This is a genomic window from Streptomyces sp. F001, from assembly GCF_004187715.1.
Lineage (GTDB): Bacteria > Actinomycetota > Actinomycetes > Streptomycetales > Streptomycetaceae > Streptomyces > Streptomyces flavusporus.
In genome coordinates this window covers 110,196-136,294 of the sequence record NZ_QZWF01000006.1, presented here as the reverse complement: position 1 = coordinate 136,294, position 26,099 = coordinate 110,196, and the positions used below count along the sequence as shown (strand labels likewise).

At 69.0% G+C, this 26,099-nt stretch carries 27 protein-coding genes and 1 pseudogene; 13 read left to right on the top strand and 15 right to left on the bottom strand.

Annotated elements, in window-relative coordinates; translation table 11 throughout:
* Positions 1-28: 28 nt before the first annotated feature.
* The 9 genes from StrepF001_RS23495 to StrepF001_RS23455 form a co-directional block, all read right to left on the bottom strand.
* A complete protein-coding gene (locus StrepF001_RS23495) occupies positions 29-967 on the bottom strand; it encodes a penicillin-insensitive murein endopeptidase (RefSeq protein WP_129800206.1) in 939 nt (312 codons plus the stop codon).
* A gap of 22 nt (positions 968-989) precedes the next feature.
* The gene (locus StrepF001_RS23490; protein ID WP_240797649.1) at positions 990-2,744 is read right to left on the bottom strand and encodes a glycoside hydrolase domain-containing protein; all 1,755 of its coding nucleotides are present in this window, start codon (positions 2,742-2,744) and stop codon (positions 990-992) included.
* A 294-nt stretch (positions 2,745-3,038) separates the two neighbouring features.
* Positions 3,039-3,773 (bottom strand): D-Ala-D-Ala carboxypeptidase family metallohydrolase, encoded by a 735-nt coding sequence (locus StrepF001_RS23485; protein WP_129800205.1) that lies wholly within the window; start codon positions 3,771-3,773, stop codon positions 3,039-3,041.
* Positions 3,774-4,109: 336 nt separating this feature from the next.
* A complete protein-coding gene (locus StrepF001_RS23480; protein WP_240797648.1) occupies positions 4,110-4,613 on the bottom strand; it encodes a hypothetical protein in 504 nt (167 codons plus the stop codon).
* A 72-nt stretch (positions 4,614-4,685) separates the two neighbouring features.
* The gene (locus tag StrepF001_RS23475; protein ID WP_129800204.1) at positions 4,686-4,868 is read right to left on the bottom strand and encodes a hypothetical protein; all 183 of its coding nucleotides are present in this window, start codon (positions 4,866-4,868) and stop codon (positions 4,686-4,688) included.
* A 45-nt stretch (positions 4,869-4,913) separates the two neighbouring features.
* On the bottom strand, positions 4,914-5,831 hold the full coding sequence (locus tag StrepF001_RS23470) for a peptidoglycan-binding protein (RefSeq protein WP_129800203.1): 918 nt from the start codon (positions 5,829-5,831) through the stop codon (positions 4,914-4,916).
* Positions 5,828-6,403: a hypothetical protein gene (locus tag StrepF001_RS23465; protein WP_129800202.1), complete on the bottom strand. Its 576-nt coding sequence runs from the start codon at positions 6,401-6,403 to the stop codon at positions 5,828-5,830. The genes StrepF001_RS23470 and StrepF001_RS23465 overlap by 4 nt, the downstream gene beginning before the upstream one ends.
* Positions 6,379-7,011: a MauE/DoxX family redox-associated membrane protein gene (locus StrepF001_RS23460; protein WP_129800201.1), complete on the bottom strand. Its 633-nt coding sequence runs from the start codon at positions 7,009-7,011 to the stop codon at positions 6,379-6,381. Before StrepF001_RS23460 ends, StrepF001_RS23465 begins: the two co-directional genes overlap by 25 nt.
* A 7-nt stretch (positions 7,012-7,018) precedes the next feature.
* The gene (locus StrepF001_RS23455; RefSeq protein WP_129800200.1) at positions 7,019-7,720 is read right to left on the bottom strand and encodes a hypothetical protein; all 702 of its coding nucleotides are present in this window, start codon (positions 7,718-7,720) and stop codon (positions 7,019-7,021) included.
* Positions 7,721-7,910: 190 nt separating this feature from the next.
* Here StrepF001_RS23455 and StrepF001_RS45705 point away from each other — a divergent pair, with 190 nt between their 5' ends.
* Entirely contained in the window at positions 7,911-8,051 is a 141-nt protein-coding gene (locus tag StrepF001_RS45705) for a hypothetical protein (RefSeq protein ID WP_165396344.1), read from the top strand.
* Positions 8,052-8,067: 16 nt separating this feature from the next.
* On the opposite strand, the gene StrepF001_RS49575 is transcribed toward StrepF001_RS45705, so the two are convergent.
* The gene (locus tag StrepF001_RS49575) at positions 8,068-8,196 is read right to left on the bottom strand and encodes a hypothetical protein (RefSeq protein ID WP_276322835.1); all 129 of its coding nucleotides are present in this window, start codon (positions 8,194-8,196) and stop codon (positions 8,068-8,070) included.
* A 528-nt stretch (positions 8,197-8,724) separates the two neighbouring features.
* On the opposite strand from StrepF001_RS49575, the gene StrepF001_RS46500 reads away from it, so the two are divergent.
* The gene (locus StrepF001_RS46500) at positions 8,725-9,165 is read left to right on the top strand and encodes a helix-turn-helix domain-containing protein (RefSeq protein WP_206306759.1); all 441 of its coding nucleotides are present in this window, start codon (positions 8,725-8,727) and stop codon (positions 9,163-9,165) included.
* Positions 9,054-9,845: an IS630 family transposase gene (locus StrepF001_RS23445; RefSeq protein WP_206306758.1), complete on the top strand. Its 792-nt coding sequence runs from the start codon at positions 9,054-9,056 to the stop codon at positions 9,843-9,845. The genes StrepF001_RS46500 and StrepF001_RS23445 overlap by 112 nt, the downstream gene beginning before the upstream one ends.
* Positions 9,846-10,392: 547 nt before the next feature.
* Here the strand turns inward: StrepF001_RS23445 and StrepF001_RS23440 are convergent.
* Positions 10,393-11,295: a YceI family protein gene (locus StrepF001_RS23440; protein WP_129800199.1), complete on the bottom strand. Its 903-nt coding sequence runs from the start codon at positions 11,293-11,295 to the stop codon at positions 10,393-10,395.
* A gap of 198 nt (positions 11,296-11,493) precedes the next feature.
* Here StrepF001_RS23440 and StrepF001_RS23435 point away from each other — a divergent pair, with 198 nt between their 5' ends.
* Complete coding sequence (locus StrepF001_RS23435; protein ID WP_129800198.1) at positions 11,494-11,760, top strand: hypothetical protein; 267 nt, start codon at positions 11,494-11,496, stop codon at positions 11,758-11,760.
* A gap of 144 nt (positions 11,761-11,904) precedes the next feature.
* A complete protein-coding gene (wrbA, locus tag StrepF001_RS23430; RefSeq protein WP_129800197.1) occupies positions 11,905-12,522 on the top strand; it encodes an NAD(P)H:quinone oxidoreductase in 618 nt (205 codons plus the stop codon).
* 470 nt (positions 12,523-12,992) lie between these two features.
* Here wrbA and StrepF001_RS48215 read toward each other — a convergent pair whose 3' ends face one another.
* Genes StrepF001_RS48215 through StrepF001_RS49565 form a run of 3 tightly spaced genes read right to left on the bottom strand, consistent with a single transcriptional unit; the run spans position 12,993 to position 14,214 of the window.
* Positions 12,993-13,520 (bottom strand): hypothetical protein, encoded by a 528-nt coding sequence (locus StrepF001_RS48215; RefSeq protein ID WP_240797671.1) that lies wholly within the window; start codon positions 13,518-13,520, stop codon positions 12,993-12,995.
* Positions 13,439-13,669: a hypothetical protein gene (locus StrepF001_RS49570; protein ID WP_276322839.1), complete on the bottom strand. Its 231-nt coding sequence runs from the start codon at positions 13,667-13,669 to the stop codon at positions 13,439-13,441. Before StrepF001_RS49570 ends, StrepF001_RS48215 begins: the two co-directional genes overlap by 82 nt.
* A 53-nt stretch (positions 13,670-13,722) precedes the next feature.
* Positions 13,723-14,214, bottom strand: a complete 492-nt coding sequence (locus StrepF001_RS49565) for a serine/threonine-protein kinase (protein WP_276322834.1) — start codon at positions 14,212-14,214, stop codon at positions 13,723-13,725.
* 490 nt (positions 14,215-14,704) lie between these two features.
* Here StrepF001_RS49565 and StrepF001_RS45700 point away from each other — a divergent pair, with 490 nt between their 5' ends.
* Positions 14,705-15,103: a hypothetical protein gene (locus StrepF001_RS45700; protein ID WP_165396343.1), complete on the top strand. Its 399-nt coding sequence runs from the start codon at positions 14,705-14,707 to the stop codon at positions 15,101-15,103.
* 324 nt (positions 15,104-15,427) lie between these two features.
* Here the strand turns inward: StrepF001_RS45700 and StrepF001_RS23415 are convergent, their stop codons facing one another.
* A complete protein-coding gene (locus tag StrepF001_RS23415; RefSeq protein WP_129800196.1) occupies positions 15,428-15,961 on the bottom strand; it encodes an NTPase in 534 nt (177 codons plus the stop codon).
* Between the two features lie 123 nt (positions 15,962-16,084).
* Between StrepF001_RS23415 and StrepF001_RS48205 the strand changes: the two are divergent.
* From StrepF001_RS48205 to StrepF001_RS23380, 7 genes and pseudogenes are all read left to right on the top strand, one after another.
* A pseudogene (locus StrepF001_RS48205) lies at positions 16,085-16,243 on the top strand (YbhB/YbcL family Raf kinase inhibitor-like protein); the annotation flags it as partial.
* 421 nt (positions 16,244-16,664) lie between these two features.
* On the top strand, positions 16,665-19,205 hold the full coding sequence (locus StrepF001_RS23405) for a Pls/PosA family non-ribosomal peptide synthetase (protein ID WP_240797665.1): 2,541 nt from the start codon (positions 16,665-16,667) through the stop codon (positions 19,203-19,205).
* A gap of 13 nt (positions 19,206-19,218) precedes the next feature.
* A complete protein-coding gene (locus StrepF001_RS23400; protein ID WP_129800193.1) occupies positions 19,219-22,485 on the top strand; it encodes a non-ribosomal peptide synthetase in 3,267 nt (1,088 codons plus the stop codon).
* Positions 22,486-22,553: 68 nt separating this feature from the next.
* Positions 22,554-23,558 (top strand): TauD/TfdA family dioxygenase, encoded by a 1,005-nt coding sequence (locus StrepF001_RS23395; RefSeq protein ID WP_129800192.1) that lies wholly within the window; start codon positions 22,554-22,556, stop codon positions 23,556-23,558.
* Positions 23,555-24,625: a 2,3-diaminopropionate biosynthesis protein SbnB gene (gene sbnB, locus StrepF001_RS23390; protein WP_129800191.1), complete on the top strand. Its 1,071-nt coding sequence runs from the start codon at positions 23,555-23,557 to the stop codon at positions 24,623-24,625. Before StrepF001_RS23395 ends, sbnB begins: the two co-directional genes overlap by 4 nt.
* Positions 24,626-24,662: 37 nt before the next feature.
* Entirely contained in the window at positions 24,663-25,688 is a 1,026-nt protein-coding gene (gene sbnA, locus StrepF001_RS23385; protein WP_129800190.1) for a 2,3-diaminopropionate biosynthesis protein SbnA, read from the top strand.
* A gap of 83 nt (positions 25,689-25,771) precedes the next feature.
* Positions 25,772-26,050 carry a hypothetical protein gene (locus StrepF001_RS23380; RefSeq protein ID WP_129800189.1) on the top strand — a complete coding sequence of 93 codons (279 nt, stop codon included), beginning with the start codon at positions 25,772-25,774 and terminating at the stop codon, positions 26,048-26,050.
* Positions 26,051-26,099 lie beyond the last annotated feature (49 nt).

The following is a 26,099-nucleotide window of genomic DNA, read 5'->3' as shown; positions in this document are numbered from 1 at the left end:
GCGATGCCCGGGGTCCGCGGCCGGCGCGTTACCGGTAGCGGATGTGCAGGTGGTTGTCGTGGTTCGGGTAGCTCGTGGTCAGGCCTTCCGAGATCAGCTGCGGATCGTTGAAGAAGATCAGCTCGACATGGCCGGGGGCCTTCGCCCGGATCTGCTGCACGAGCTGCCGGGTGGCCGCGCGGTCGTACGTCGACGACTGCCAGGTGATGCGCCCGGCGGTGCACTGCGCCGAGTCGGTGCGGATCGGCCACACGTCGATGTCCATCCCGACTTCGTGGCTGGCGTGGCCGGGGATGTCGCCGCCGTGCTCGAAGCCCGCGTCACCGACCGGCAGCCGGCCGTTCCCGGTGCCGGCGAAGCCGGCTGCGGCCGCCTCCAGCTGTCCGACGGCGCCTGCCGTCGCCCAGTGGGCGTTGGCGTTGCCGTCGGGGCTCTGCGCGCACATCGTGCCGGTGCCGAAGTTGATGTTCTCGTAGTGCCAGAGCAGGTTCTTCCACGTGGTCGGCCCGACGACGCCGTCCACACCGATCCCGGCGTGCGACTGGAAGGTGCGGACGGCCGTGTTGGTGGCGGGCCCGAAGTCCCCGTCGACCGTGAGGCCGGCGCCCCGCTTGGCGTTGAGCAGCGACTGGACGGCCTTCACAGCCGGCCCGTTGTCGCCCTGCCGTACGGTGACGGCGAGCGCGCCCCAGGTGGCGGACCCGACGATGCCGTCCGCGGTGAGGCCCTTGGACTGCTGGAAGCCCACCACCGCGCTGTGCGTGCCCGAGCCGAAGACGCCGTCCACGGCCACGGTGCGGCCGTGCGCGGCGAGCAGGTGCTGCAGTGCGACGACGTCGGTGCCGCGGCTGCCGTTGCTGCTCAGCGGGAAGGCGGCCTGGGGGAAGGCCTGGGCGGGAACGCCCAGTCCGAGGAGCAGACCGGCCACTGCGGCGAACAGTGTGATGATGCGTGCGAGTTGTCTCATGGTTCCTTCCTCACTTCTCTGCTCACTTTCCTGCCTGGAGGGCGCCCCAGGTGGCGGGGCCGACGACGCCGTCGACGCTCAGTCCGCGCGAGGACTGGTAGTCGCGTACGCCCTGTTCGGTGCCCGGGCCGAAGTCGCCGTCGATGGCGATCGTCCGGCCGAGCGTGGCGGTCAGGGCGCGTTGCAGTCGCGTGACGGCCTCTCCCGTCGAGCCGTTCTGGATAGTGGGGGTGGATCCGCGGGACAGCAGGGCGGTCCAGGTCTTCGGGCCGATCACGCCGTCGGCCGTGAGTCCTCTGCTGGTCTGGAAGTTCCTGGTGGCGGTGGTTGTGGCGGGGCCGAACATCCCGTCCGGAGCTCCGGGGTCGTAGCCGGCGGCCTTCAGCAGGCACTGGGCCGCCTTGACCCGGTCGCCGGTCGAGCCGCTCTGGACGGTGGTGTACGCGGTGAAGTCGAGGTTCACCCCGGTGCAGGTGGGTGTGGGCGGGGTGCCGGTGCCCACGTCCAGGTAGTCGCGGTCGATGTTGATCGAGTAGCCGCCGTAGGACTCGGTGACCTCGCCCACGTACTGGTGGATCCGCTGGTGGTTGGACCAGTATGTAGCCGGCACGTAGGTACCGGTGTTGGTGTCGGCGGCGCCGTTCCACCACGCGTAGAAGAGGTGGTCGACGCGCGTGTAGGCGCTGTTGTTGTACTCGCTGGCGGCGTCCTTGATGCCGGAGGCGGCGCTGGAGTAGAAGCCCGAGAGATAGCCGCTGCTGTGCAGCCGTTCGGTCCAGCCGGACAGGTACGAGAGCACGGCCGCCTTGCAGGAGGTCGTGGAGGTGTACGCCTCGATGTCGCTGTAGATGGCGCTGCCCGCCGGGATGCCGAGGTTCGACGCGGCGGTGATGGCGGCGGCCGCGGCGGTGACGCCCTGGGACTTGGCGGTGGCCGGGTCGGCGGACATCTTCAGCGAGTAGCTGGTGCAGGGCGCTTGGCGGCCGACGTCGATGGGGAACAGACGCCATCCGTTGTTGGTCTGGTTGGTCACCCAGGTCGCGGTCAGGTTCGGCTGGGCGCAGCCGCGGAAGGAGCCGCTGATGTAGACGCCGACCGCGCTGTACGGCGAGCTCGCCTGCCAGGCGTTCATGGCGGCCTGCGACGGTGCGGTGCAGGCATCGAAGCCCTTGCCGAGGTAGCTGCCCGGCTGCGGGCCGGCCGCGGCCAGCGGCGCTGCGGCGGACTGCTGTACTGCGTGGGGCAGTTCGGTGCGCTGGGCGCCCGCGGTGAGCTTCGCCGAGCCGAGTACGCCGCGCACCAGGTTCTCGGTCGCCGGGGTGTGGACGGCGGTGACGAGGACACCGGCGTCCTCGACCGCGACCCGGATGGTGTCGTTGCTGGACGCGGCGGCGGGGGCGGTGGCCTTGCCGCGCTGCGTCCGCGCGGTCGCGGCCGTCACCTGACCTGCTGAGCGTGCGGTGATGGGCTCGACGACGATGCCCGCCGTACGTCCGACGACCCGGGCGGGGCAGTCGTTCTGGTCGGCGGGCTCGCCTATGTAGACGGCGGGTCTGTCGAAACGGAGACAGGCGCGCGGGTTCTCGGTCAGATCGACGACCTGCCAGTCCGCGGGCACTTCGATGCGGTAGCCGTGGTAGGTGACGGTCTGCCCGGTCTTCTCGGGCGGGGGAGCCGCCAGGGCGGGGCCGGGGACGGCGGACGCGCCGATACCGGCGAGCACCGCCAGCACGGCCGTCGCGGCGCGGGTGCGCCAGGGCATGCGGGACGACGACATCAGGGCACTCCTACTCGGGTGCGGAAGTGAGTGGGGAGAGCTGCGCGGCGGGTGTGCTCCGCGCCGGGACGAGTGGTGCCCGTGGCCGGCGCCTGGCCGACCGCGTGCCTTTCGGGCAGTGCGGGGTACGCCCCCGGGCCGGGAGCCGACCCGGGGGAGATGGAGGGCGGTGCGCTGAGGGCTCGTTGCTCAGACGCGTAACTGGGCTTGGTCGGACCGGCTGCTCAGAGGCGCAACCGGGCTTGGTCGGACCGGCTGATCAGACGCGCAACCGGGCGTGGTCGGACTGGCTGATCAGACGCCGCAGTTGGGCGCGGACCAGGAGCGGCTGGTGCGTCCGTCCACGTGGGTGTGGTCGTTGTGGTCGGGGTAGCCGGGACCGAAGATGCCGCCGAAGCCGTGGTAGCGGGCCCGCTGCGCCAGCGTGCAGAGCGAGGGGTTGCCGACCAGGTCGGCGGCGTCACCGTACAGATGCCGGCTGTTCGAGGCTCCGCCCGCCGCGCTGTTGCAGGCGTACGAGCGGAATCCGCTGCTCACGACGATCGGGGTGTCGCCCAGGGCGTGCCGCATGGCCTCGAGCTTCCACATCGTGCGCAGGGCGTTGGCCTTGGCCGTCGCGGCGCTGACCGCACCGCCCTCCCAGGTGGAGTTGCACTTGTTCAGCTCGGAGTAGGTGAAGTGGATGGGCGTGCAGTCCGGGTCCTGCAGCGCGTAGATCTTGCTGAACGTCTGGGAGCCCGCGACGCCGTCAGCCGCCAGCCCGTAAGCCTGCTGGAACTTGGTGACCGCGGCCTTGGTCCGCGGGCCGAAGTTGCCGTCGACGGCGAGGATCTCGCCGAAGTCGACGTGCCCGGCCACCCGGATCTGCAGCTGGGTCACGTCGGCGCCCGACATGCCCTCGGACAGGGTGCGGCCCCAGGTGTAGCACTCGTCGGCCTGGGCCGGGCCGGCCGTGGCGAGCATGCCACCCAAGGTGGTAGCCATGAGCATGACAATCGAAAGAACAAGTCGGACGGTACGTCTTAACATCGCGTGCCTCCATACCGATTCCTGGGTTCCCCCGCGAGGGGGCTGAGCAGAGTTTGACCGCGCAAGCGTGGCGTGTCCACTGCGTCACCGTACGCCACAGGACCAGACCTCTGGCACAACCGGACCGCAGGCAACGGTCGTTGTACTTTCCGTTGCGAATAGGTGTCCCGCCCCGCTGCCCGTGCCTGCTCGGGGGAGCTCCAGGACGCCCGGTCAGGCCTGCGGCAGCGGCGCGCCGCAGGCGCATGCGCACCGCTCCACAACGGCCCCATCCGCCACGACAGCGGAGCAGGCTCGTCCGGCCTCGGCGCCGTGGCACGACATCGGGCCACGGCGCTACCCGAGCACCGCGCAGGCGACAGCGGCGATCAGTACGGAGCACACCATGGTCATGCCGCTCAGCCGCCGCGCGAGCAGGTTGTCCCAGCCCTCCCCGTTACCGGAGAGCCTGCGTAGGGCCGGGGTGAGCGCCCGACCCGCGCCGAAGCCGAGTCCTGCGGCCAGAGCGGGCGCGTAGGAGCCCCCGGACAGCAGCACCGCGACCGCCAGGGCGTACGGCGCGCTCGCCGAGACATAGGTGCGCACGCCCGTACCGAGCTCGAAGCCGAACTGCAGGGCGCCCCGCGTCAGATGGCGGCGCAGCACGTCCTGCGGTATCTGCCGCGCGTTCTGCGGCAGACGCAGCGTCAGCCTGCCCGCGTCGCGCAGCGCGGCGAGCAGCGCCACGGCCACGATCAGCCCCTGCCGTCCGCCAGCCGGGAGCGGTGTGAAGAGACCGGAGAACAGCCACAGCACCCCGGCCGTCAGCACTCCGCCGGCCAGCAGACCGATGGTGAACACGCCCAGGACCAGCGCCTGTCTGTACGTTGCCCGCCAACCTGGCGAGGCCAGCGCGAACGCGCTGTTGCGCGTTCAAACGGAGCCCGAGAGCGAATAACCGGCCAGGCCGCCGGTGATCGCCCAGGTCAGCATGGGGCCGTAGAGGGCGGTGGCGATCGCCGCCGTCCCCAGGACCGCCACGGGCAGGGTGGGATCGGTGAGCAGCGTCCGCACGCCACCACCACTGCCACGGGCGCGGCTAGGCGGTCGGGACACGGGGCGGCCGGACTCCGTGCGGTGGCCGAACTCCCCGGGACGCATCTACACCGTCCCGGTCAGCGTGCGCCAGGTGTTCTGGCCAACCACGCCGTCGGCGGTCAGCCCGTGCAGGGACTGGAACGAGACGACGGCCTGACGTGTGAGCGGACCGAAGTTGCCGTCGACCGTCAGCGCGTAGCCGTGCTTGTTGAGCTGCCGTTGGGCGCCGCGCACGGCGTCGTTCACGTCTCCCTGGCGCACGGTGACCACCAGGACCGGCCAGGTGGCCGGGCCGACGCTTCCCGTGGGGCTCAGTCCGTTCGCCGACTGGAACTCCTCGACGTTCGCCTCGGTGTCGGGCCCGAAGATGCCGTCGACGGCCGTCGGATGGCCGTGGTGGGTGAGCAGGTGCTGAACGGTGTGGACGTCGGGCCCGGTGGCGCCGCGGCCGATGGTCGGCCAGTTCACGGAGCCGGGGCAGCCGCAGTCGGTGGTCCAGCGGCAGATGGACTTCACCCAGCCGGAGCCGGTGTTGCGGTACCCGTCGTGGCAGCGCCGCTCGATACCGCAGCCACAGGTGCCGCAGGCCGCGCTGTAGCGCCACAGCCAGCCGTCGTAGGTACCGGCGTAGCACTGGTTGGGCCGCAGGGTCCAGGTGACACCGTCCGACCGGTGGAAGCCGGTGTTCGTCCCTGACGTCACGCACGCGTCGGCGTAGACGGTGCTGGGCCCGCAGCCCGGCGAGCAGTTGTGGTCCGCCGCGTAACTCGGGCACGCACCGGTCCAGATGTCGTAGCCGTCGGCGTACGCCTGCCGGGCGGCGGAGAACACCCCGAGCGCGGCGAAGCCCGCGGCGGTCGCCGCCTGCAGCACCGTGCGCCTGCGCGGCGCGAACGACGGCAGGGCCCCGCGCCTGGTCCGCGAGCCGCGGCCGCCGCTCCCGGACCGGCGAAGTGTGGGCACGTCGTTCAGCGACGTCATGACAGGCTCCTCGGCGTTGCAGGATGGATGTCGTCGAGCAACCGCAGCAGCGCGGTGGGCGAGCCGAGCGGCTCCGAACGGGCTATCCGGCCCTCCGCGTCGATGGCCACCGCGTAGGGGGTGGCGGGGATGTCGTACGCCGTGAACAGGTCCGCTTGGTCACCGCGGACCGGGACGGTGCCATCGCCGGTCCGGGGTGCGGGGCCTGTGTAGAGCGCGAGCACCTGCGGGGCGAGGGGGTCGCCCAGGCCTTGGTCCTGGCCCAGGCCCTGGCGGGTCGTCCAGGCTCCGGCTTCGGCCAGCACCTGGACGCAGGTGCCGCAATCGGCGTCGAGGAACAGCAGCAGCGCGGGGCGGCCCGGCGTCAGGAGGCCGTCGAGCCGGGCCGTGTCGTCCGGCCTGGCCGTGTCGAGCCCGGGTGCCGGCGCGCCGGGAGCGATGCCTGCCCGCCCGGGGCGGTGCGGCTGGGCGCGCGACAACTGGTGCACCTGCCTGACCAGTCCCGAGACGACCAGCGCGAGCAGCGCGATCGCCGCCCACGAGGCGATCAGGGCGCTGGTGGTGAAGTCCATCGCGACGACACTCCTTCTGCGGTCCGGTGCACGGTGGCGTTGGTCGGCGGATAATCGTGGGCGGCGGCCGGCGCGGTCATCACCGTGGCCGGCTCGTGCATGGCGGCGGGCAGGGACCACAGCAGCGCGGTGCAGGAAGGTGCGGCGAGCATCAGCGTGACCAGCTCCGCCGTGGACAGCCGTACCGGTCCTGCCCCGGCGATGACCGCGCCGGCCGCCGCGAGTCCGGCCAGGGCCGCGGCCCGCCGGGTCACCCAGCGGCTGAGGGGCAGATCCCGGCGCGAACAGCCGCACGGACCCCCACGACCGTGGGCGAGGACGTGCCGGGTGTAGAGCGCATAGAGCCCGAGGAGAGCGGCCCCCGCGGCGAGTACGCCTTGGAGCAGCCTCTGGTGACCCGTCGTCAGCGCGACCGCGCCGACCACCCCCAGGGCGCCCTCGGTGACCGGCAGGACGGCGGCCGCGAACCGGCGCGACCGCCGTCCCAGCACGCCGTGCACCCGCAATGCCTCGCCCAGGGCGGCGGGACGGGCCGCGTGGGAGCCCGTACCCACGAGCAGGCTCAGTACGACGATCGCGGCGGTGAGCCCGCCGTAGAAGCCGATCATCGCCGGGTCACCCGGTGAGCCGCAGCTTGAGCCGCCCGACGGCCTCGGGCACCCGCTCGACGGACGTCGACGCCAGTGGCACCACCGTCGCCCAGATCTCGGTGGAGGAGAGCACGAAGAACGGGCTGCCGTCGGAGAGCGTGTCGCGGAACAGCTCGCCGGACGCCACCGCCACCCCCTTCCAGGGCGGAAGCTGAGCGGAGTGTTCCTTCGTCCGCCGCGACAGCTCGAGCAGGCCGAGGTCGGGCACTTCTTTGATCACCGTCGCGGGCTGCGTGAAGGCGCTCCCGGCCGACCGCCTGGGCTGGAGAGTGAGCCCGTACTCGCTCTCGGCGATGCCCACCGACCGCAGCAGCCCGAGCACTTCGGTCACGCTCAGGCCGTACAAGCGGGTCACGAGTGCGTGGCGCTCGCCGCGCCATACGACGAGCAGCGGCCGCTCCACGAGCCCCGAGCGCGGCTCGCGCTCGATCGACTCGTAGACACGCAGCGTGCCCTTCTGGAACGTGAGCTCGGAATCGGGCGCCCCGAGGCTCAGGGAAGAGGCGACATCGTCGCCTAACGTGGCCGGCCCGGCGGTGAACTCGACCAGCCGCCCACCGACGACCACCTCGACGGCCGAGGTGCACGGCGCCCGCAGATCGAGGTCGCCCTCCAGGCGGTACGTCCCGCCGTCGAGGGCGCGATGAGTGACGAACGATGCGACCATGTGCATCCTCCTGGGGGCGCGGGGCGGTGCGGCACCGCGGCCCAGAGGAAGCTAGACAAGGGGCATGGACCTGTCAATCCATAGGACCCTGTGCCTGGCCGCAGTTGGGCTGACGCGCATTGCACAGTCGGCGAATCACACCGGCAAGAACCCAGCCAGGCTCGTGACCCCGCGTGGGACCATGCGGTGCATGGGGCCCACATCACGGCTGACGCAGACGATGCTGACAGAGCGCGGGTTCTGCGGATTCGTTCGCTTCGCCGAGTTGCCGAACAGCGAAGTCCCCATGGTGCCCGGTATCTACGTGCTGCTACGCAATCTGGCCAGGTGAGCGTCGGTTTGTCGATCTACCTCTGCACGGCGAGTTGGTGGCGCAGTGCCAGGATCTCGGCATCCTTGTCACGGTCGCTCATCGACAGGAGCCGTATGAGGGCGAACATACTTGTCAGGGCCGGGTGGGGCAGTCGCAGCAGCATCGGATGATCCTGGCGAAGGTCGGAGCCGACCGGCAATTACCCAGTGAGACCTCCAACGCCACGCTTGATTGGCGGGGTCGCGCGGCAGAGCCTCTGCGCGGCCTGACCAGCGTGGACGAGGTTTCTGACACCTACAGCGTCCGGACACCGAGCTGACGGCGCAACACCGCGTTCTCGTGGCGCAACGTGAGCAGCTCGACGTCCTACGACGGCATTCGACATGCCGTCAGCGCACGCGAGAATGATCCGGGCCCGCTCAGCCGCACGCCGGTCGGGGCCGGCGGCCCGGCGCACCAACTCGGCACGCTCGTCCTCAGACAACGTGATCGACACTGCAGAAGGCCCCGGATGCGACACCCGAAAAGAGTAGCAACTTACCCGTGTGATTTGCGGCGCAGGACACTAGTAGATTGTCGCTGCTAAGTATGGCTCTGATTGGTGGAGTTGACGGTCGGGCAGTCTCCCCTCGCCGCTTCACTTCGGCCGGGCGGGGGTGCCATGTCGTCACAGAAGAAGTATCCGGTTGCCTTGAGTGCTGAGGATCGTCAGGCGTTGGTGCGGGTGACCACGACGGGGGTCCGCAGCGCGTCGATGATCAGGCGGGCTCGGGTGCTGCTCGCGTTGGACAGGTCGGTCGGCGAGGTCGATCCGCGGGCGGTGATCGCGGCACGGGTCGGGGTCTCGTGCGAGTCGGTCCGCCTGATCTCGAAGCGGTACGCGGAGACCGGCGGCGATGTGTGGGCCACGGTCGGCCGGAAGGAACGCGCATGCCCGCCGGTGCCCTCCCCGGTGACCGGCGAGGTCGAAGCCCGGCTGATCGCGCTGGCCTGCTCGACGCCGCCCAAGGGACATGCCCGGTGGTCGCTGCGCCTGCTGGAGAAGCACGTCGCGCTGATCGAGGACATCCCGAACCTGGACCACTCCACGATCGGCCGGGTGTTAAAAAAACGGAACTTCGTCCTCACCTGAAGAAGTGCTGGACCATCCCGCCCTCCGCGAATGCGGCCTTCGCCGCGGCGATGGAAGACGTCCTGGCGGTTTACCGCCGCCCCTGCGACCCGGCGCGCCCGGTGGTGTGCATGGACGAGAAGCCGTACCAGCTGCTCGGCCACGTCCGCGATCCGCTTCCCCCGCGGCCCGGCCGTGACCGCCGCGAGGACAACGAGTACGTCCGCTCGGGGACCTGCTCGATCTTCTGCTGGGTTGAACCGCTGCGCGGATGGCGACGCGTGGATGCCCAGCCCCGCCGGACCAAGGTCGACTGGGCGCGCCAGGTCGAACACCTGCTGACCGTGGACTATCCCGACGCCGCCACGGTCGTGCTGGTGATGGACAACCTCAACACCCACACCATCGCCTCGCTCTATGAGGCGTTCGACCCGGGGAAAGCCTTCGCGCTGGCACAGCGCCTGGAGATCCACCACACCCCCAAACACGGATCCTGGCTCAACATCGCCGAGATCGAGCTCTCCGCGCTCACCCGCCAGTGCCTGGACCGCCGCATCGACGACCTCGCCGTGCTCAACGCCGAACTCGCCGCCTGGCAGCAGCAGACCAACAGCGACCAGCGCCAAGTCGACTGGCACTTCACCACCGACGACGCCCGCGTGAAACTGCGCCACCTCTACCCAACCGCACAGCAAAACTAAGTTGCGACAATCTACTAGCTGCAACGGCGACACGCTCAGCGTCTGAGACCGCCTGTGCATCGGCGTCGGGCAGGGCCTCGTCCTCGTCCTCGAGCGCTGATCCCCAGGAACCGCCGCTCCGGAGTTCACGAAACCGAGGACAGCACGAGGCTCCGGAGCGGCGCCGACCCGGCGGGCCCATGATGCTCGCCACCGGCAACGGCATCGCGCTGGATGTCGGCGTCGCCCAGCTGTCCACGCTGTTGTCCGTGCACAGTGGCGTCGGCTTGGACCCGATGGTCGGCGGCGAAGCATGATCCTCGGATGCCGGTCTGCGCCTGGCCCCACGTCAAGCCGCTGCCAAGGTCACCAGCAGTGCGACACGGCTCACCGGCACGTCACCTCACGCGCCACCCGGCTCCGGTGCGGCCACAGTGTGACCGCTCGCCCGCCCGGGTGTCCGGGGACAACCCAGGAGGGTGAGTCCCTACCGATCCATCATGTCGCCGCCGGATGGTCGTGGGTGACTCGTCAGCGCCACACGGAATGGCCGAGCCACACCAAGGCCTTATTGCGGCGGCGTCGGGGTGTCCGGGCCTTGGAACATCGCCTGGAGATCCAGTTCCAACTTGATCCGCGGCCCCACTACGGCGATGCCACGAGCCAGCATCGAGCGCCAGTTGAGAGTGAAGTCCTCCCGGTGCAACTCGGCAGTGGCCAGAGCAGCGCAACGCAACTCCTGCTCGTAGCCTCCGTTGACCATGCCCAGGTAGGTGGTGTCCAGCTGTACGGAACGGCTGACGCCATGCATGGTCAACACACCCTGCACTGTCCACTTGGCGCCGTGCCGGTGCACGAAGGCCTCGCTGGCGAAGTGCATGTACGGGTAACTGCTCACGTCGAGGAAGTCAGCCGAACGCAGGTGGTTGTCCCTGGTTCTGTTGCCGGTGGAGATACTGGCCGCGTCGATGGAGACCTCGACGTAGGAGTCCTCCATGTCCTCACCGATCTTGATGTCACCGTCGAAACGGGTGAAGCGGCCGTGCACATGCGCCATGCCCACGTGCTGCGCGACAAAGCGGATGGCGGTGTGCGGCGGGTCGAACACCCAACTCCCGGGCACTGGAAGCTGCTTGACCGGGGAGGGGTTCAGACGGATCTGACCCAAGTCGCAGCGCGACCCGGCGGCCACCGCGAAGGTCACACGGACCGGCTCCAGGGCGTCGGCCGTCACCAGGACCGCATATTCACCGGACGGCAGCATGGTGACAAACCGTCCGAATGGATCGGTGGTGGAGGTTACCGTCACGGAGCGGGTGGCGCCGTCGGTCACTGTGATCGTCGCGCCGTGCAGCGGCATGCCTATCGGGTCCAGGACCTCACAACTAAGAACTCCTGCGCCACGGGGGAGCGTTGGGAGCAGGGCCGCAGCGCCGGCCTTCTTGTGCTTTCGACCGAACGGGAAAGTCATGACGTCGTCCTCTTGAGGCGGAGCGTGTTGCCGCATCGTTTCATGTTCAACCAACGCGGAGGGATGGTTGGTGGACGAAGTCGCTGGATCTCTGCACTTCCTCCGCGACTCCGATGCCGACCCGAGACATTGGGTCCGGTGAGTGGCTGCTGTTGGGGGTGGCGGCCTGTCGCGTTGTCACTCCTGCGGAGGTCGTGGGTGCCGTCGGAGGTGGGGCTGCTGGAACGGTGCGAGCTCATCGCTTGTCGTCGCGTGGACGAGTTGCGGAGGAGGCCGATCGTCGACGAGGTGCCGGCCTCGGTGGACGGGGCCGGGCAGAGTCATGCCGACCGGGCAGCATCGCCCGCTGCGGGGTGGGCGGAGAGTGCCGGCGAGCAGGTTCTGGCCGACCGGGCCCGGCTGGACTCCGGGGGCTCGCTTCAGGCGCGGCCGGACGATGTGGCGGTCCGGCGCGCACATCGTTGAATGTTGTACTATGCGACCGACGGTGATGTTGAGCGTTAAATCATCGTCCGCATCCGCATAGGCGCAACCCCACAAGGCGCAAACCTCATGGGCATATTCAGCCGCACTCGCAACAACGACACCAACGCAACGGAGACTGCAACCATGGCCGCACCCGTCAAGCTCGCCATTGTCTACTACTCCTCCACCGGCTTCAGCGCCGAGATCGCCAAGGAGATCAACGACGCCGCCGAGAAGGCCGGCGCCGAGGTCCGCCTGCTGAAGGCTGCCGAGCTCGCTCCGGAGGCCGCCATCGCCTCCAACGAGGCCTGGGCCGCTCACGCGGCCGCGAGCGCCGGCATCCCCGAGGCGACCCCGGACGACATCGAGTGGGCGGACGCCGTGATCTTCGGTACGCCGACCCGCTTCGGCAACATCTCCTCGCAACTGAAGCAGTTCATCGACACCCTCGGCGGCCTCTGGTTCCAGGGCAAGCTGGCCAACAAGGTGTACAGCGGCTTCGTGACCACTGCCACCACTCACGGCGGTCAGGAGTCCACTCTGCTCGCCCTGTACAACTCCATCCACCACTTCGGTGGCCTGATCGTCAGCCCCGGCTACACCGACCCGGTCAAGTTCGTCGACGGCAACCCCTACGGCACGTCCCACGTCGACGCCCAGGGCAACAACCCCATCGGTGACCAGACCCGCAACGCCGCCCGCCACCAGGCCGAGCGCGTTGTTCAGGTTGCCGCCGCCCTCAAGGCCGGCCTCGCCTCCTGACTCCGCCCGTAAGGGACCCCAGGGCATTGGTGCGTCCGCGGGACATCCGCGGGCGCGTCGTCCTGCATCCGGCGGACCGCTGAGCCGTAGCGTCTCTGACTGGCTTAGTGATCCCAGTGTTGCTCAGGGATGTGAGCCAATTGCCTTCGTGCCCTGGTATCGGTCGCCAAGGCGATCGGCCCGCGTGGCACGTCCCTCCGGACGCTGGTCGGCCCAGCCTGCACAGCTATGGGACCGAGGAGGGTGCCCGACGTCGCCTGGGCGCCGGGCGTGCATGTGACAGTCTGCCGCAGGATCGCTACGGATCGCTAATTCAACTGGTGAGCCTTGAGCTGCCAAAACCGGCATACGGTCATGGCGGTCAGCGCCACGCACGATCGCACCTTTGTGATGCCTCCCGGCGTACGCTACCTGCAAGGCCCTGCCGCAATCCCCCGTGCGGCAGGGCCGTCCACGCGGTGGGCGGGGTTTCAGTCGTTGCCCTTCTTCTCCGGTTCCTCCTGTTCTTCCTTCTTCTGCTCTTGTTCTGCCTGCTCGCGCTCCTCCTCTCCCTGCCGGTCGTCCAGCGTGGGCGCATCGGTGAAGGCGGAGGGCGTGGGTGACGGCACCTCGGACCCAGGAGCGGGTACGGAGGAGGGCGGGGTGGTGCCGGGGGCCGGTGTGGTGGGGTGGTTGTCGCCGGAGGTCAGGGAGGTGCCGACGGCGACAGCCGTGGCGAACAGGGCGAGGCCGGCCAGGGCGAGGATCGCCCGGGGCGACATCCTGCGGCGGGTGCTTGCCTCGCGTGGTCCGAGGAGTCGCCGGGCCGCTCGGTCGGCGTGGGTGTCGCGGGAGCACGGCGCCGGGTTCGTCTCCTGGCAGGGGGCCGATCGGCTCCCGCCGGCCCTGCGTGCCGGCCAACCAGGCAGCGGCCTGCTCAGCGGTGGGGCGCTGTGCCGGGTCTTGGCCAGCAGGCGCAGCACGTAGTCGGCGAGCGGGTGCGGGATCTCCGGACGCAACTGGTGGGCGGGATCGGGGCGGCACCGATGTGCTGCTTGACCACGGCCACAGCGGCCGTGCCGGGGAAGGGTGGTCGTCCGGTGAGCAGTTCGTACAGCACGCAGCCAAGGGAGTAGACGTCGGAGGCGGGCTGGGCGGGGTGGCCCAGGCCTCGCTCGGGCGCCAGGTAGGCGGCGGAGCCGACGATCTTGCCGGTGGCGGTCAGGGTGCTGGCGGCGTCATCGGCGAAGCGGCGATGCCGAAGTCGGTGATCTTTACAGTGCCGTCGGTGGTGCGCATCACGTTGCCGGGCTTGATGTCGCGGTGGATCACCTGGTGACGGTGGGCGGCGGCCAGGCCCGCGGCCATCTGCGCTGCGATGCCGGCGGCCTCGTCCGGAGGCAGGACGCTTTGCCGTGCACGTTCCTGGGCCAGGGGCCGGCCGTCGACGAGTTCCATGACCAGGTAGAGCCGGTCGTCGTGGGAACCGAAGTCGTAGACGCCGACCAGGTTGGGGTGGTTGAGGCGGGCCGCGGTCTGGGCTTCCAGGCGGAAGCGTTCGGCGTCGGTGGCCGCCACCTGGTCGGTCTGGCCGGGCTGCAGGAGTTTCACGGCGACCGGCTGGTTCAGGACCTGGTCGGTGGCGTGCCAGATCTCGCCGATCGCGCCGCGCCCCACCGGGTGGTTGAGCTGGTACCGATCCGCTATGAGCACGATCACCATCCTTGCCCCCGAGGACAACTCATCGTCCTGGCGCCTGAATTGTTGCGATATGAATGCACTTGCGCCGGGGTGTGCTCAGCGTACAGACGCTCCGCCGTCCGGCACCGACCGGTCCGGCACAGGGGCTGGGTTCGGTGCCGGACCGATCGGGGCCGAGCGGCGGGCGAACTGCGCGCCCGGGCAGGCAGACCTCGGGGGGATGAGGGCCTGCCCGCCCCTTGCGCGAGTGCCCGCTGATGAGGGAGGAGGCGGGCCTCGCGGGACCGCGGTCATCGGTCCACACCCACTACAGCGCGCCCGTCAGCCGGGGTGTCACATCCGGACATCGCGGGTGTCGCCGTCCCAAGACCAACCCGTGGACAGTCCGTGCACGGCAGTACGCGGCGTGTGTAGGCTGCGGGCGGCCCCACTGTCCTCCCCCCAGCCGGTCTGCCTGGTCCGGTTGCCCGCCCCGGCGGGGTGCTCGCACGGGAGGAGGGGCGTGAGCATGACGCCGCCGGAGAAGCCCACAGTCGAGAAGCTGGTGGAGCACATCGCCCAGGTGGGCCGCGCCTTGTGGGCGGCCACCCACCTCGGTAACCCGGCCCCGGTGGTGGCCCAGCTTCGCGACCGCATGGACCATCCCCAGCCCGGTGACCTGGTTATGGAGTTCGCGCCGTTCACCTTCGGCGACTTCGACCCGGACACCGTCGGCCGGCTCCTGACGATCGAGCGCCGGCCGGGCTGGCCCACCCGGTGCGTGGTCGAGCCGCTGCTGCGGACGGGCGAGCAGCGCGAGGGGATGGACCTGTCGCTGATCGCCCTGCCCGACCAGCAACGTCCGCGACGCCCGCCGCGCCGGCAACCCGGTGCGCACCAAGCTGCCGCTCAAGGACCATGATTTGCCGGCGCAGGGCGAGAATCTCCGCCTCCTTGTCGCGGTCGCTCACCGGTAGCAGCCGCAGCGCGGCGAACGCGTTGGTGATGTCCGGGTAGGCGAGACGAACCACGAGTGCTCATCCTGCCGCAGCACCGAACAAGCCCCTGAGCTGCATGGATCACATTCTCGGCAGGCGCAATGCCGGTCGGGGCCGATTGGCGATGAAGTCAGCGCTCTTCTTCCGACGACTGGTGCGGTCGGCCGATGCGCAACTCTGGTGCGACTGGCGGGACCGGCCCGATGAGCAACTCTGGTGGAGCCACGGCTGTGCTGAGGTGACGGTCGTCATGGCCCCTCAAGCCGGGCCGCCAGTTCCTCGGGGAGGGCCTCCCGATTGGCCCGGGTCACTTGGACGAGTGTGATGTCAGGGCGCTGCTTGAGGGCGTCGGTGAACGGGTCGCTGTGCGCGTGGACTGTGGCGACGACGTCGATGTCGGACTCGAACAGGCACCGGACCGCGTCCTGGAACGCGGTGCACGCCAGCTCCATACGCCCGAGCTCGTCGATCAGCACGAGATCTCCAGGAGCGGCTCGCGCTGCCGCTGACCTGAGTGGCGGCAGTGCGAGCCGCTCCATGACGCCCAGGTCGACGCCGTACCGGCCCACCCGCGGTGGACCCGGGAAGTCGACATGGGCGAGCACGGCTCGCTGACCGCCCTCCAGCGTTTCCAGCGCGAAACCGCTCCGGGTACCGCCGTGCCGGATCTCCTCCGTGGTGAAGCCGACAGCCCTACGGGTGCGCAGAAGGGCGGCCAATCGGCGAACAAGGGTCGTTTTGCCCGAGCCGGGGCGTCCCTCGAGCAGGATTCTCGTCGGCATCTCGTGCTCCGTATCAGGTCCGTCTTACGGGTTCCCGGTGCGCTGGTCGGCGTACTCGGCCAAACGGGGTGTTTGGCCCGCCTGGGCCGGTGCCGGCCATGCTGTTCCGGTAGGACCGCGCGTATGACCGGAATTGAGCTCGGGAGCGTGGCGTTCGACGACCAAGCGGCGATCCCTCGGCGCCACAGCGGGGAGGGCGATGACGTCTCGCCACCGCTGACCTGGTCGGCGGTGCCGGACGGTACGCCGAAGTTGGTCCTGCTCTGCGAGGACCCTGACGCCGATCTCGACGCCTGGCTCCCTCACCTTCGCGCCGGCGGTGAGGCCGGGCCGGCAGTCATGATCGTGGCCGAGGGCGGCCGTATGGGTGAACCGTCGCTCACCCCAGCCGTCTGGAGAAACCATGGGAGACAGGGCCCATCGAGCGGTTCCGTCTTACGTTGCGATCCGTTCGGAGTGGCAACCTGTCGGTAGTCGACTGAAACTGAACCCGCGGTCCGTGATCAGGAAAGAATGCACCCTCGTGGTTTCCGATCGCACGGTCGAGCTTTTCCCGGAGCGCGAGGACACCGGACTGGTCATTCGTGGCAACACGTTGTCGAAGCGTCTTCAAGGAGGTCGCACGGTGGAGGAGTCTTCCGGCGTCGATATAGCCGGGCCGGAGAAAGCCGGTATCGAGCCGCGTACCGACGGCTCCGGCCCGGTGAACACGGAAACCGAGACGAGTACGGACACCGAGAGGGAACTCGCTCAAGTCCTGGCCGCCGTCACATGCGTTGACCATGTTCCGGTCGACAGGCACTTCTTCGACGACTTGGGTGCCAACTCCTTGATCATGGCCCAATTCTGTGCAAAGCTCAGGCAGAGACCGGAGCTGCCGTCAGCGTCCATGAAGGACATATACCGGCACCCCACGATCCGAAGTCTGGCGGCAGCTCTCGCGGCAACGACTCCCGCCTCCGCCGACTGCTCCCTCCCGAAGTCGCCCTCCCACGTGACGTCACCGTCGCCGGTGACGTCGACGAGCCAGCTGAAATACGTTCTCTGCGGAATCTTCCAGCTGTTGATGTTCTTGGGGTATTCCTTTGCCGCGGGAACGGTGGCCGCCCGGGGCTACGAGTGGATCGCCGCGGGATCAAGCGCGGCCGATATCTATCTGCGGTCCCTTGTCTTCGGGGGCGTCGGCTTCGTAGGGCTGTGCATGTTCCCGGTCGTCGCCAAATGGATTCTCATCGGCCGCTGGAAACCGTGCGATTTCCCGGTCTGGAGTCTGACCTACCTGCGTTTCTGGCTCGTCAAGGTACTGCTCCACGCCAATCCGGTGCTCTTGTTCGTGGGCAATCCCCTGTACCCACTGTATCTCCGGGCACTCGGCGCGCGTATCGGCAAGGGAGTCACGATCCTCTCCCACTCCCTCCCGGTCTGCACCGACTTGCTCACGATCGGAGCCGGCACGGTGATCCGCAAGGACTCGTTCCTCCTCTGCTACCGGGCACACGCCGGGCGCATCCAGACCGGCCCGGTCACGCTCGGCCGCGACGTGTTCATCGGCGAGAAGACCGTCCTGGACATCGACACGCGGATGGGCGACGGAACACAGCTCGGCCACTCGTCCGCCCTGTACCGCGGCCAGGCGGTCCCGGACGGCGAGCACTGGCACGGGTCCCCGGCGCAGCCCACGGAGATCGACTACGTGAGGGTGGCGCCGACGCGATGCGGCACCCTCCGCCGGGCCTGGTTCGGCCTGATCACCCTGCTTCAGCTGCTCTTCCTGTACATACCGCTGTCCCTCGGCGGAACGTACATGCTGTTCACAGAAGTTCCCGCCATCAGCAAGCAATTTGGGCCGGACACGGCCGGACTCGCGTCGGGGCAACTGATCAGTGACGCGCTGGTGTTGTCGCTCGTACTGTTCTTCGGATTCGTCGTCGCAGGCCTCGTCATGCTGTGCACCGTTCCGCGTCTGCTGAACCTGGTCATCAAGCCCGACAAGGTGTATCCGCTTTACGGATTCCACTACTCGGTACACCGGGCCATTGCGCGCATGACGAACATCAAGTTCTTCGCGTGGCTGTTCGGTGACAGTTCCTACATCGTGTACTACCTGAAGGGTCTCGGCTACGATTTGTCGCGGGTCGAGCAGACCGGGTCGAACTTCGGCACCGAAGTGCAACACGAGAGCCCCTATTTGGTGTCGGTCGGCAGGAGAACGATGGTAGCCGACGGGCTGTCCATCATGAACGCGGAATACTCCAGCACGTCCTTCCGGGTATCTCGGGCGTCGATCGGATCGCACAACTTCCTCGGCAACAACATCGTTTACCCTGTGGGTGCCAGGACGGGTGACAACTGCCTGCTGGCGACGAAGGTCATGGTTCCCCTTGATGGTGAAGTCCGCAAAGGTGTAGGGCTCCTGGGTTCGCCCTGCTTCGAGATTCCGCGGTCGGTCGAGCGCGATTTACGGTTCGACGACCTCAGGACCGGGGAGAGGCTGCGCCGCCAGCTCGCCGCGAAGAACCGCTACAACCTCCGCTCGATGGCCTTCATGCTGTTCGTGCGGTGGCTGCACACCTTTGCGCTCACGATGCTCGCGCTCGCCTCCATCGACCTGTACGGCGTGCTTGGGCACGTGGTGATCGCCACATATCTGGCGTATACGCTCGGCTTCTCCACCCTTTACTACATCCTGCTGGAACGCTGCATCGCGTCATTCCGTGCCCTGCGCCCCCGGTTGTGCTCCATCTACGACCCGTACTTCTGGTGGCACGAGCGCCTGTGGAAGGTTCCGGACGAGCACCTCAACATCTACAACGGGACCCCCTTCAAAAGCCTGATCTGGCGGATGCTGGGCGTGCGCATCGGCAGCAGGGTGTTCGACGACGGCTGCTATCTGACGGAGCGGACGCTCACCACCATCGGGGACGAATGCACGCTCAACGCCGGGAGCAAAATCCAGTGCCACTCCCAGGAGGACGGCACCTTCAAGTCCGACGGCAGCACGCTCGGTGCCGGCTGCACCCTCGGCGTCTCCGCCCATGTGCATTACGGCGTGACGATGGGTGACGGCGCCGTGCTGGCACCCGATTCCTTTCTCATGAAAGGCGAGGAGGTCCCCCCGAACGCACGGTGGGGCGGAAACCCCGCCGCCGACATGCCGGATGCCCCCGATCACCCTCTTGGTATCGGCGCGGCAACGGCAACGCCAAGGTCCTCGGCCGACGGCGTTGCAACGACGCTGAGCTGAGGAAGGCCATTCGATGGGAACGTGCCTGAATACGGACCGGGAGTTCTGGAGCCGTGTACTGACCGCTGGTGGTTTCACCGCGGTGCCACGGTGGGTCCGGGAGCCGGTGACGGGAGTGGCCGAGTACGAGGCGGCAGTGCCGGACCACGTGACGGACGCGATACGCGGGCTGCTGCGGGAGCTCGAAGTGCCGCTCAGCGCGGTGTTGTTGGCCGCGCATGCCAAGGTGCTGGCTGCGTTGTCCGGTGAGCAGGAGGTCGTGACGGGGTACGTCGCCGGGGCTCGAAGCGGCCCGCTGCCGTGCCGGCTGACCGTCGCCCCCGGGTCCTGGAGCGCCCTGGTGTCGAGCGCCTGGCGCGTCGAGACGGAGCTGCTCGCGCACCGGCAGTTCCCCGTGGACGAACTGCGTCGGGAACTGGGCGTGGTCGGGCCGTCGTACGAGGTCGTGTGCGATCCGGCGGGGACCGACGGCGGGCTGATCGGCGACACCGCGCTGGGGGTGGGCTGGTACGACCGTGGCGGCCGGTTGGTGATGCGGCTGCGCTATCGCAAGCAGGTACTGGACGCCGAGTGCGCAGCCCGCATCGGCGGCTATCACCTGGCCGCACTGCGGTTGATGGCGGCCGGCATCGACGCCGAACACACGCGGCAGAGCCTGCTGTCGGCCGACGAGGTGGGCGAGCAGTTCGAAGGGCTGGCCGGGCCCCGCCGGCTGCTGCCGGACGCGCGGGCGCACGAGCTGTTCGAGCAGCGCGTACAGGCCCACCCGGACCGGGTGGCGGCGGTGCACGGCGACCGTTCATGGACGTACGGGGAACTCAACGCGCGCGCGAACCGGTTGGCGCGGGCGTTGCTGGAGCGGGGGCTGGGCCGGGAAGACGTGGTCGCGGTCGTCACCGAACGCAACCTCGACTGGCTGGCCGCGACGTTGGCGGTATTCAAGGCGGGCGGCGTGTACCTGCCGATCGAGCCGCACTTCCCAGTCGGCCGTATCGCGGCAATGCTGTCGCGCGCAGGCTGCCAGCTGGTGCTGACGGAATCCGGCAGCACCCACACCCTCGACCAGGCCCTGGCCACCCTGCCGGAAGCCGGGGAGCTGCTGATCGAGGAGGCGTACGCACAGCAGCACGCCGACACTGACGTCGGGGTCGAGGTCGCCGCCGATCAGCTGGCCTACATCTACTTCACCTCCGGTTCCACCGGCGAGCCGAAGGGAGCGATGTGCGAGCACGCGGGCATGCTCAACCATCTCTTCGCCAAGATCGATGACTTGGGGATCACCGAAAGGCGCGTGGTGGCCCAGACGGCCCCGCAGTGCTTCGACATCTCGCTGTGGCAGCTGGTGTCCGCGCTGCTGGTGGGCGGGCAGACCCTGCTCGTCGGGCAGGAGTCGGCCGTCGACGTGGAGCAGTTCCTCGACACGATCGTCCGCGGCCGGGCCGGTGTCGTCCAGGTTGTGCCCTCCTATCTGGAGGTCGTGGTCTCGTATCTGGAGAAGCATCCCCGCGAACTGCCGGACCTGCGCTGCGTGTCGGTCACCGGTGAGGCGCTCAAGCGGGAGCTGGTCCAGCGCTGGTTCGCGATCCAGCCGGGCATCAAGCTCGTCAACGCCTACGGACTGACCGAGACTTCGGACGACACCAACCACGAGGTCATGGACACGGTGCCCGAACGCGTACTGCTGGGGCGCGCGATCAACAACGTGCGCGTGTACGTCGTCGACGAGCATCTGTCACTGGTGCCGCTCGGTGCCCCGGGGCTGATCGCGTTCTCCGGTGTCTGCGTGGGGCGCGGATACATCAACGATCCCGAACGGACCCGTGAGGCCTATCGCGAGGACCCGTACCGGCCGGGTGAACGGCTCTATCTGGGCGGCGACTGGGGGCGCTGGCACCCGGGCGGCAGGCTGGAGTTCCTCGGCCGCCGGGACAACCAGGTCAAGATCCGCGGATTCCGCATCGAAATCGGCGAGATCGAGAACACCTTGCTGCGGGTGGACGGGTTGCGGGACGCCGCGGTCGTCATCGCCGAGCGGGTCGGCCACAGCAAGCACCTGATCGCCTTCTACACGGGCGAGCGCCAGGAGACGGACGTCCTGCGCGAGGCGCTGGGTGCCGTACTGCCCGCCTACATGATCCCCTCAGCCTTCCACTGGCAGCCCAGCCTGCCGCTGACCGCCAACGGCAAGATCGACAGGATGGCCCTGACCACACTGGCCGAACAGACGGCGGCACCCACGGAGAACGACACCGGTAAGGACCACGACCGCGCCCCGATCACCCCGACCGAGCGGAAGCTGGCGGCCACCTGGGCCGAGCTGCTGGGCGTCCCCGAACAGCAGGTCGGCCGGAAGGACCACTTCTTCGACTCCGGTGGCACCTCCCTCACGGCGGTGAAGCTCACCATCGCCCTGGACCGCGCCGTTTCCCTGAAGGACATCACCAGGCACCCGGTCCTGGCCGACCTGGCCGCGCTCCTCGACGGCACCTCCCGGCAACGCCCGGAGCTGCTTCAGCCGCTGTCGGGGAAGACGGGCGGCGCGCCGGACTGCGCACTGGTGTGCTTCCCCTCCGCAGGCGGCAACGCGGTCAACTACCGGCCGATGGCGGGCGCCTTGGCGGGCAGTGGGCCCGCGGTGTACGCCGTCGATCTGCCCGGTCACGACCTGGCCGCCCGGGGCGAGCCGTTCGCCACCATCGAGCAGGTGGCGCAGCAGGTCGCCGCCGAGATCACCGAACAGGGCCTGACCAGGGTCATGATCTGGGGCCATTCGTCAGGCGCCGCGCCGGCCGTGGCGACGGCCAGGAAGCTGCAGGAGCTCGGCGTGGATGTCCCGCGGGTGTTCCTCGCCGCACAGCTGCTCGGCACCGCCGCCGACCGGCGCGCCGAACTCGCCGAGCTGACACGCCGCAGCAACGCCGAGATCGCCGCCCGACTCACCGGCGACAGCGGCTACACGGAACTCGCTGAGCTGAACGCCGAGCACGCCGAGCACGTCGGTGCCGCCTACCGGCACGACTGCGGGTCCGCCCACCGCTATTTCGCCGACGCCCTGGAGACCCCGTCGCCGGTGAAGCTGTCCGCGCCGGTAACCGTGGTCGTCGCCGCCGATGACCCGAACACGGCCGGATTCGCCGACCGCCACCGCGACTGGCAGCTCCTGGCCGACCACGTGGACCTGCACGAACTCGCCGACGGCGGCCACTACTTCCTGCGCACCCGTCCGGTCGAAGCCGCACGGGCCGTCCTTGGCGCCACCGAACCACTGGCCTCCTCGTGAGCCTCGAACGAGCGGCCTTCTCCTCAGCCTCCCAGAGCCTTCAGCGGGGCAACCGAAAGGAAACCGAGATGTCGTCCACACCCCTGGCGTCCCTGCCCGACATGGAGCTGCGGCCGGACCGGCCTCCGGTCCTGCATGCCAAGCCTCCCGGCGATGCGACGAGTTGGGCAGTTCAGTACCGCGACGCGCTGCGCGCACACGTCGCCGAGCACGGCGTGCTGCTCGTCCGCGGCCTGGACCTGCGGGATGCGGATCAGGTCGGTGCCGTCTTCGCGGGCCTGTCCGACAGTCTCATGACGGAGAGGGAGGCATTCGCCCCCCGTCAGAGCTACGGCCCCAGGGTGTACTCCTCGGCCACCTGGCCGGCCAGCCAGCCGATGTGCATGCACCACGAACTCAGCTACACGCTGGAGGTGCCCGGCCTGATGCTGTTCGCGTGCCTGACCGCGCCCAGCCAGGGCGGCGCGACGGCGGTGGCCGATGCGGAACAGGTGCTCCAGGCCCTGCCCACCGAGCTCAGCGACCAGTTCGAGCGCGAGGGCTGGCTGCTGACCCGCAGCTACAACGACGAGATCGGGGCCTCCCTGACGGAGTCGTTCGGCACCGACGACCACGCCGCCATCGAGCGCTACTGCCGCGCCCAAGCCATCGACTTCACCTGGCAGCCCGACGGTTCCTTGCACACCCGCCAGCGCCGAAGTGCCGTCGTACGGCACCCGCTCACCGGCCGGCGCTGCTGGTTCAACCAGATCGCGTTCCTCAACGAGTGGACGCTCGCCCCCGAGGTGCGCGAATACCTGGTGGACGTCTACGGCGAGGACGGACTGCCGTTCAACACCCGCTTCGGCGACGGTACTCCCATCAGTGAGGACATCGTCCACCTGCTCAACACCACCTACGAGGAGCACACCCGGCGCGAGCCCTGGCAGCCCGGCGACCTGATGCTCGTCGACAACATTCGTACCGCCCACAGCAGAGAGGCCTACGTCGGACAGCGCCAGGTGCTGGTCGCCATGGCCGAGCCCCGGCGCCTGTCCGACTGCGGCACCCAGCCGGAGGCGAGCCGGCGATGACCCACCTGATGTCACCCGCCACCGGGCGGGCCGCCTCCCACGCACCCTCGGCGCCGACCTTCGCGGTGATCTCCGGCGCGCAGGTACAGCAAGCACTCAGCGGACGCGAGAAGGAGATCGTGGGGCTGGTCGAGGCCGCCTACCGGCTGCATGGCGCCGGGGACTCGGTCAACCCCCCGTCGTACTTCCTGCGCTTCCCCGACCGCCCGACCTCGCGCATCATCGCGCTGCCGGCCTCCATCGGCGGGTCGGTCCACGTGGACGGTCTGAAATGGATCTCCAGCTTCCCGGCCAACGTGCAGGCGGGCCTGCCCCGGGCCTCCGCGGTCCTCATCCTCAACGACCATGACACGGGCTACCCCTTCGCCTGCCTGGAGAGCTCCATCATCAGCGCGACCAGGACCGCGGCATCCGCCGTGCTGGCGGCCGACTGGCTCAGCCGCACCCGGTCCCGCCCCACCCGTGTCGGATTCTTCGGTACGGGTCTGATCGCCCGCTACATCCACACCTTCTTGGCCGGCACCGGCTGGACGTTCGACACGATCGGCGTGTACGACGTCTCCGCCGACAGCACCGCCGGCTTCTCCGGCTACCTGCGCCAGGCCGGCACCACCGCACAGGTCGTGGTCCACGACACCGCCGAGGAACTGATCCGTTCCAGCGACCTGGTCGTGTTCGCCACCGTCGCCGCCGAGCCCCACGTCACCGACCCGGCCTGGTTCACCCACCACCCGCTGGTCCTGCACGTGTCCCTGCGCGACCTCGCTCCGGAGATCCTGCTCGACTCGGCCAACATCGTCGACGACGTCGACCACTGTCTGAAGGCCGACACCTCACCCCACCTGGCCGAGCAGCTCACCGGCAACCGCGACTTCCTCGACGGCACCCTCGACGACGTCATGACCGGACGGCTGACCGTGCCGGCCGACCGGACCGTGATCTTCTCGCCGTTCGGACTTGGCGTGCTCGACCTCGCCGTGGGCACGTACGTGTACGACGAAGCAGCCCGGGCAGGGGAGCTCCGCCTCATCGACGACTTCTTCCACGACCTGCGCCGGTACGGCTGAAGCCACATCCCTAAGCCCTGGCAACAGGAGGCCCACCGTGCCCGTCATTTCCACTCCCCACGCCTTCAACGAAAGCCGGCTCTACGTTGACCTGCAGCCGATTCTCGGACACCGTCTCTACCTGAAATGCGAGGGCTTCAACTTCGCCGGCTCCATCAAGCTGAAGGCCGCGACCGAGATGGTGGAGAGCGCCGAGCGCGACGGAAACCTGACGCCGGCCTCGATCCTCGTAGAGTCCTCGTCCGGCAACCTGGGCGTGGCGCTCAGCGTGATCGCCGCGAGCAAGGGATACCGATTCCTGTGCGTGACGGACTCCCGCTGCAACCTGTCGACCAGACTCCTGATGGAGGCGCTGGGCAGCGAGGTGCACATCATCGCCGACCGCGACGCCAACGGAGGATTCCTCGGCAAGCGCATCGACTACGTCCGTAGTCTGTGCGCGGCCGACGGACGGTACGTGTGGCTGAGCCAGTACACCAACGCGGGCAACTGGCGGGCCCACTACCGCACGACGGCACCGGAGATCGCCGGCGAATTCCCGCGCCTCGACGTGCTGTTCATCGGAGCAGGCACCACCGGGACCCTGATGGGCTGCGCACGCTACTTCCGGCAGTGGCACCGGCCGGTGCGGATTGTCGCCGTGGACGTCGTGGGCTCGGTCGCCTTCGGTGGCCCGCCCGGTCGCCGGATGATCCCCGGCCTGGGCATGAGCATGCGCCCGCCGCTGCTCGACGAGTCGTACGTGGATGAGGTGATCCGCGTCGAGGAGGCGGACACCATCCGCACCTGCCACCGGCTGGCCCGGCGCGGATTCCTGTTCGGCGGCTCCACGGGAACCGTGGTCAGCGGTGCAATGGACTGGCTGGACCGGCACGACGCACGCGGCCTCACGGCCGTGGCCATCGCCCCGGACCTCGGCGAGCGCTACCTCGACACCATCTACCAGATCAACTGGCTGCAGGACCTGTACGGCGACGACATCCTCGACTCCGAAGAGGCGAGGGCCGCTTCCCAGAGAAGCGAGATCGTATCGCGGGTGACGGACCGCCAGCGGAACCCGTAGACGAGACCCGCGATACCGGCAATGCCGCCGGTCACGACAGGCCTTCCCGCGCGCTTCGGTCGAATGCCGTGGTGAGATAGAGGATGACCAGGAGGGGCGTCGAGTGGCTCTCCGCGGCGGCCGATGATCCGGCGGAGTGCCGGGCCACCTGGGCGGACGACCCCCGCGCGCCGTACATGCGGCTGGCCGGCCGCCTCTTCGAGGTGGTGACGGTCGACCCTCGCATCGGCATCGAGACGTTCGATCAGCTGCTGCGCCGTGGACTGCCGTTCGGGCCAACGGTGCTCGACCACAAGGCCCGACTACGACCCTCGGCGCCCCATAAGAGTGGCCTGCAGCTGCTTACTGCGTCTGGCACATGATGGTCAGCCGTGCTGCTGCGCCTGGCCTACCTCGCCGTCACGAACACGT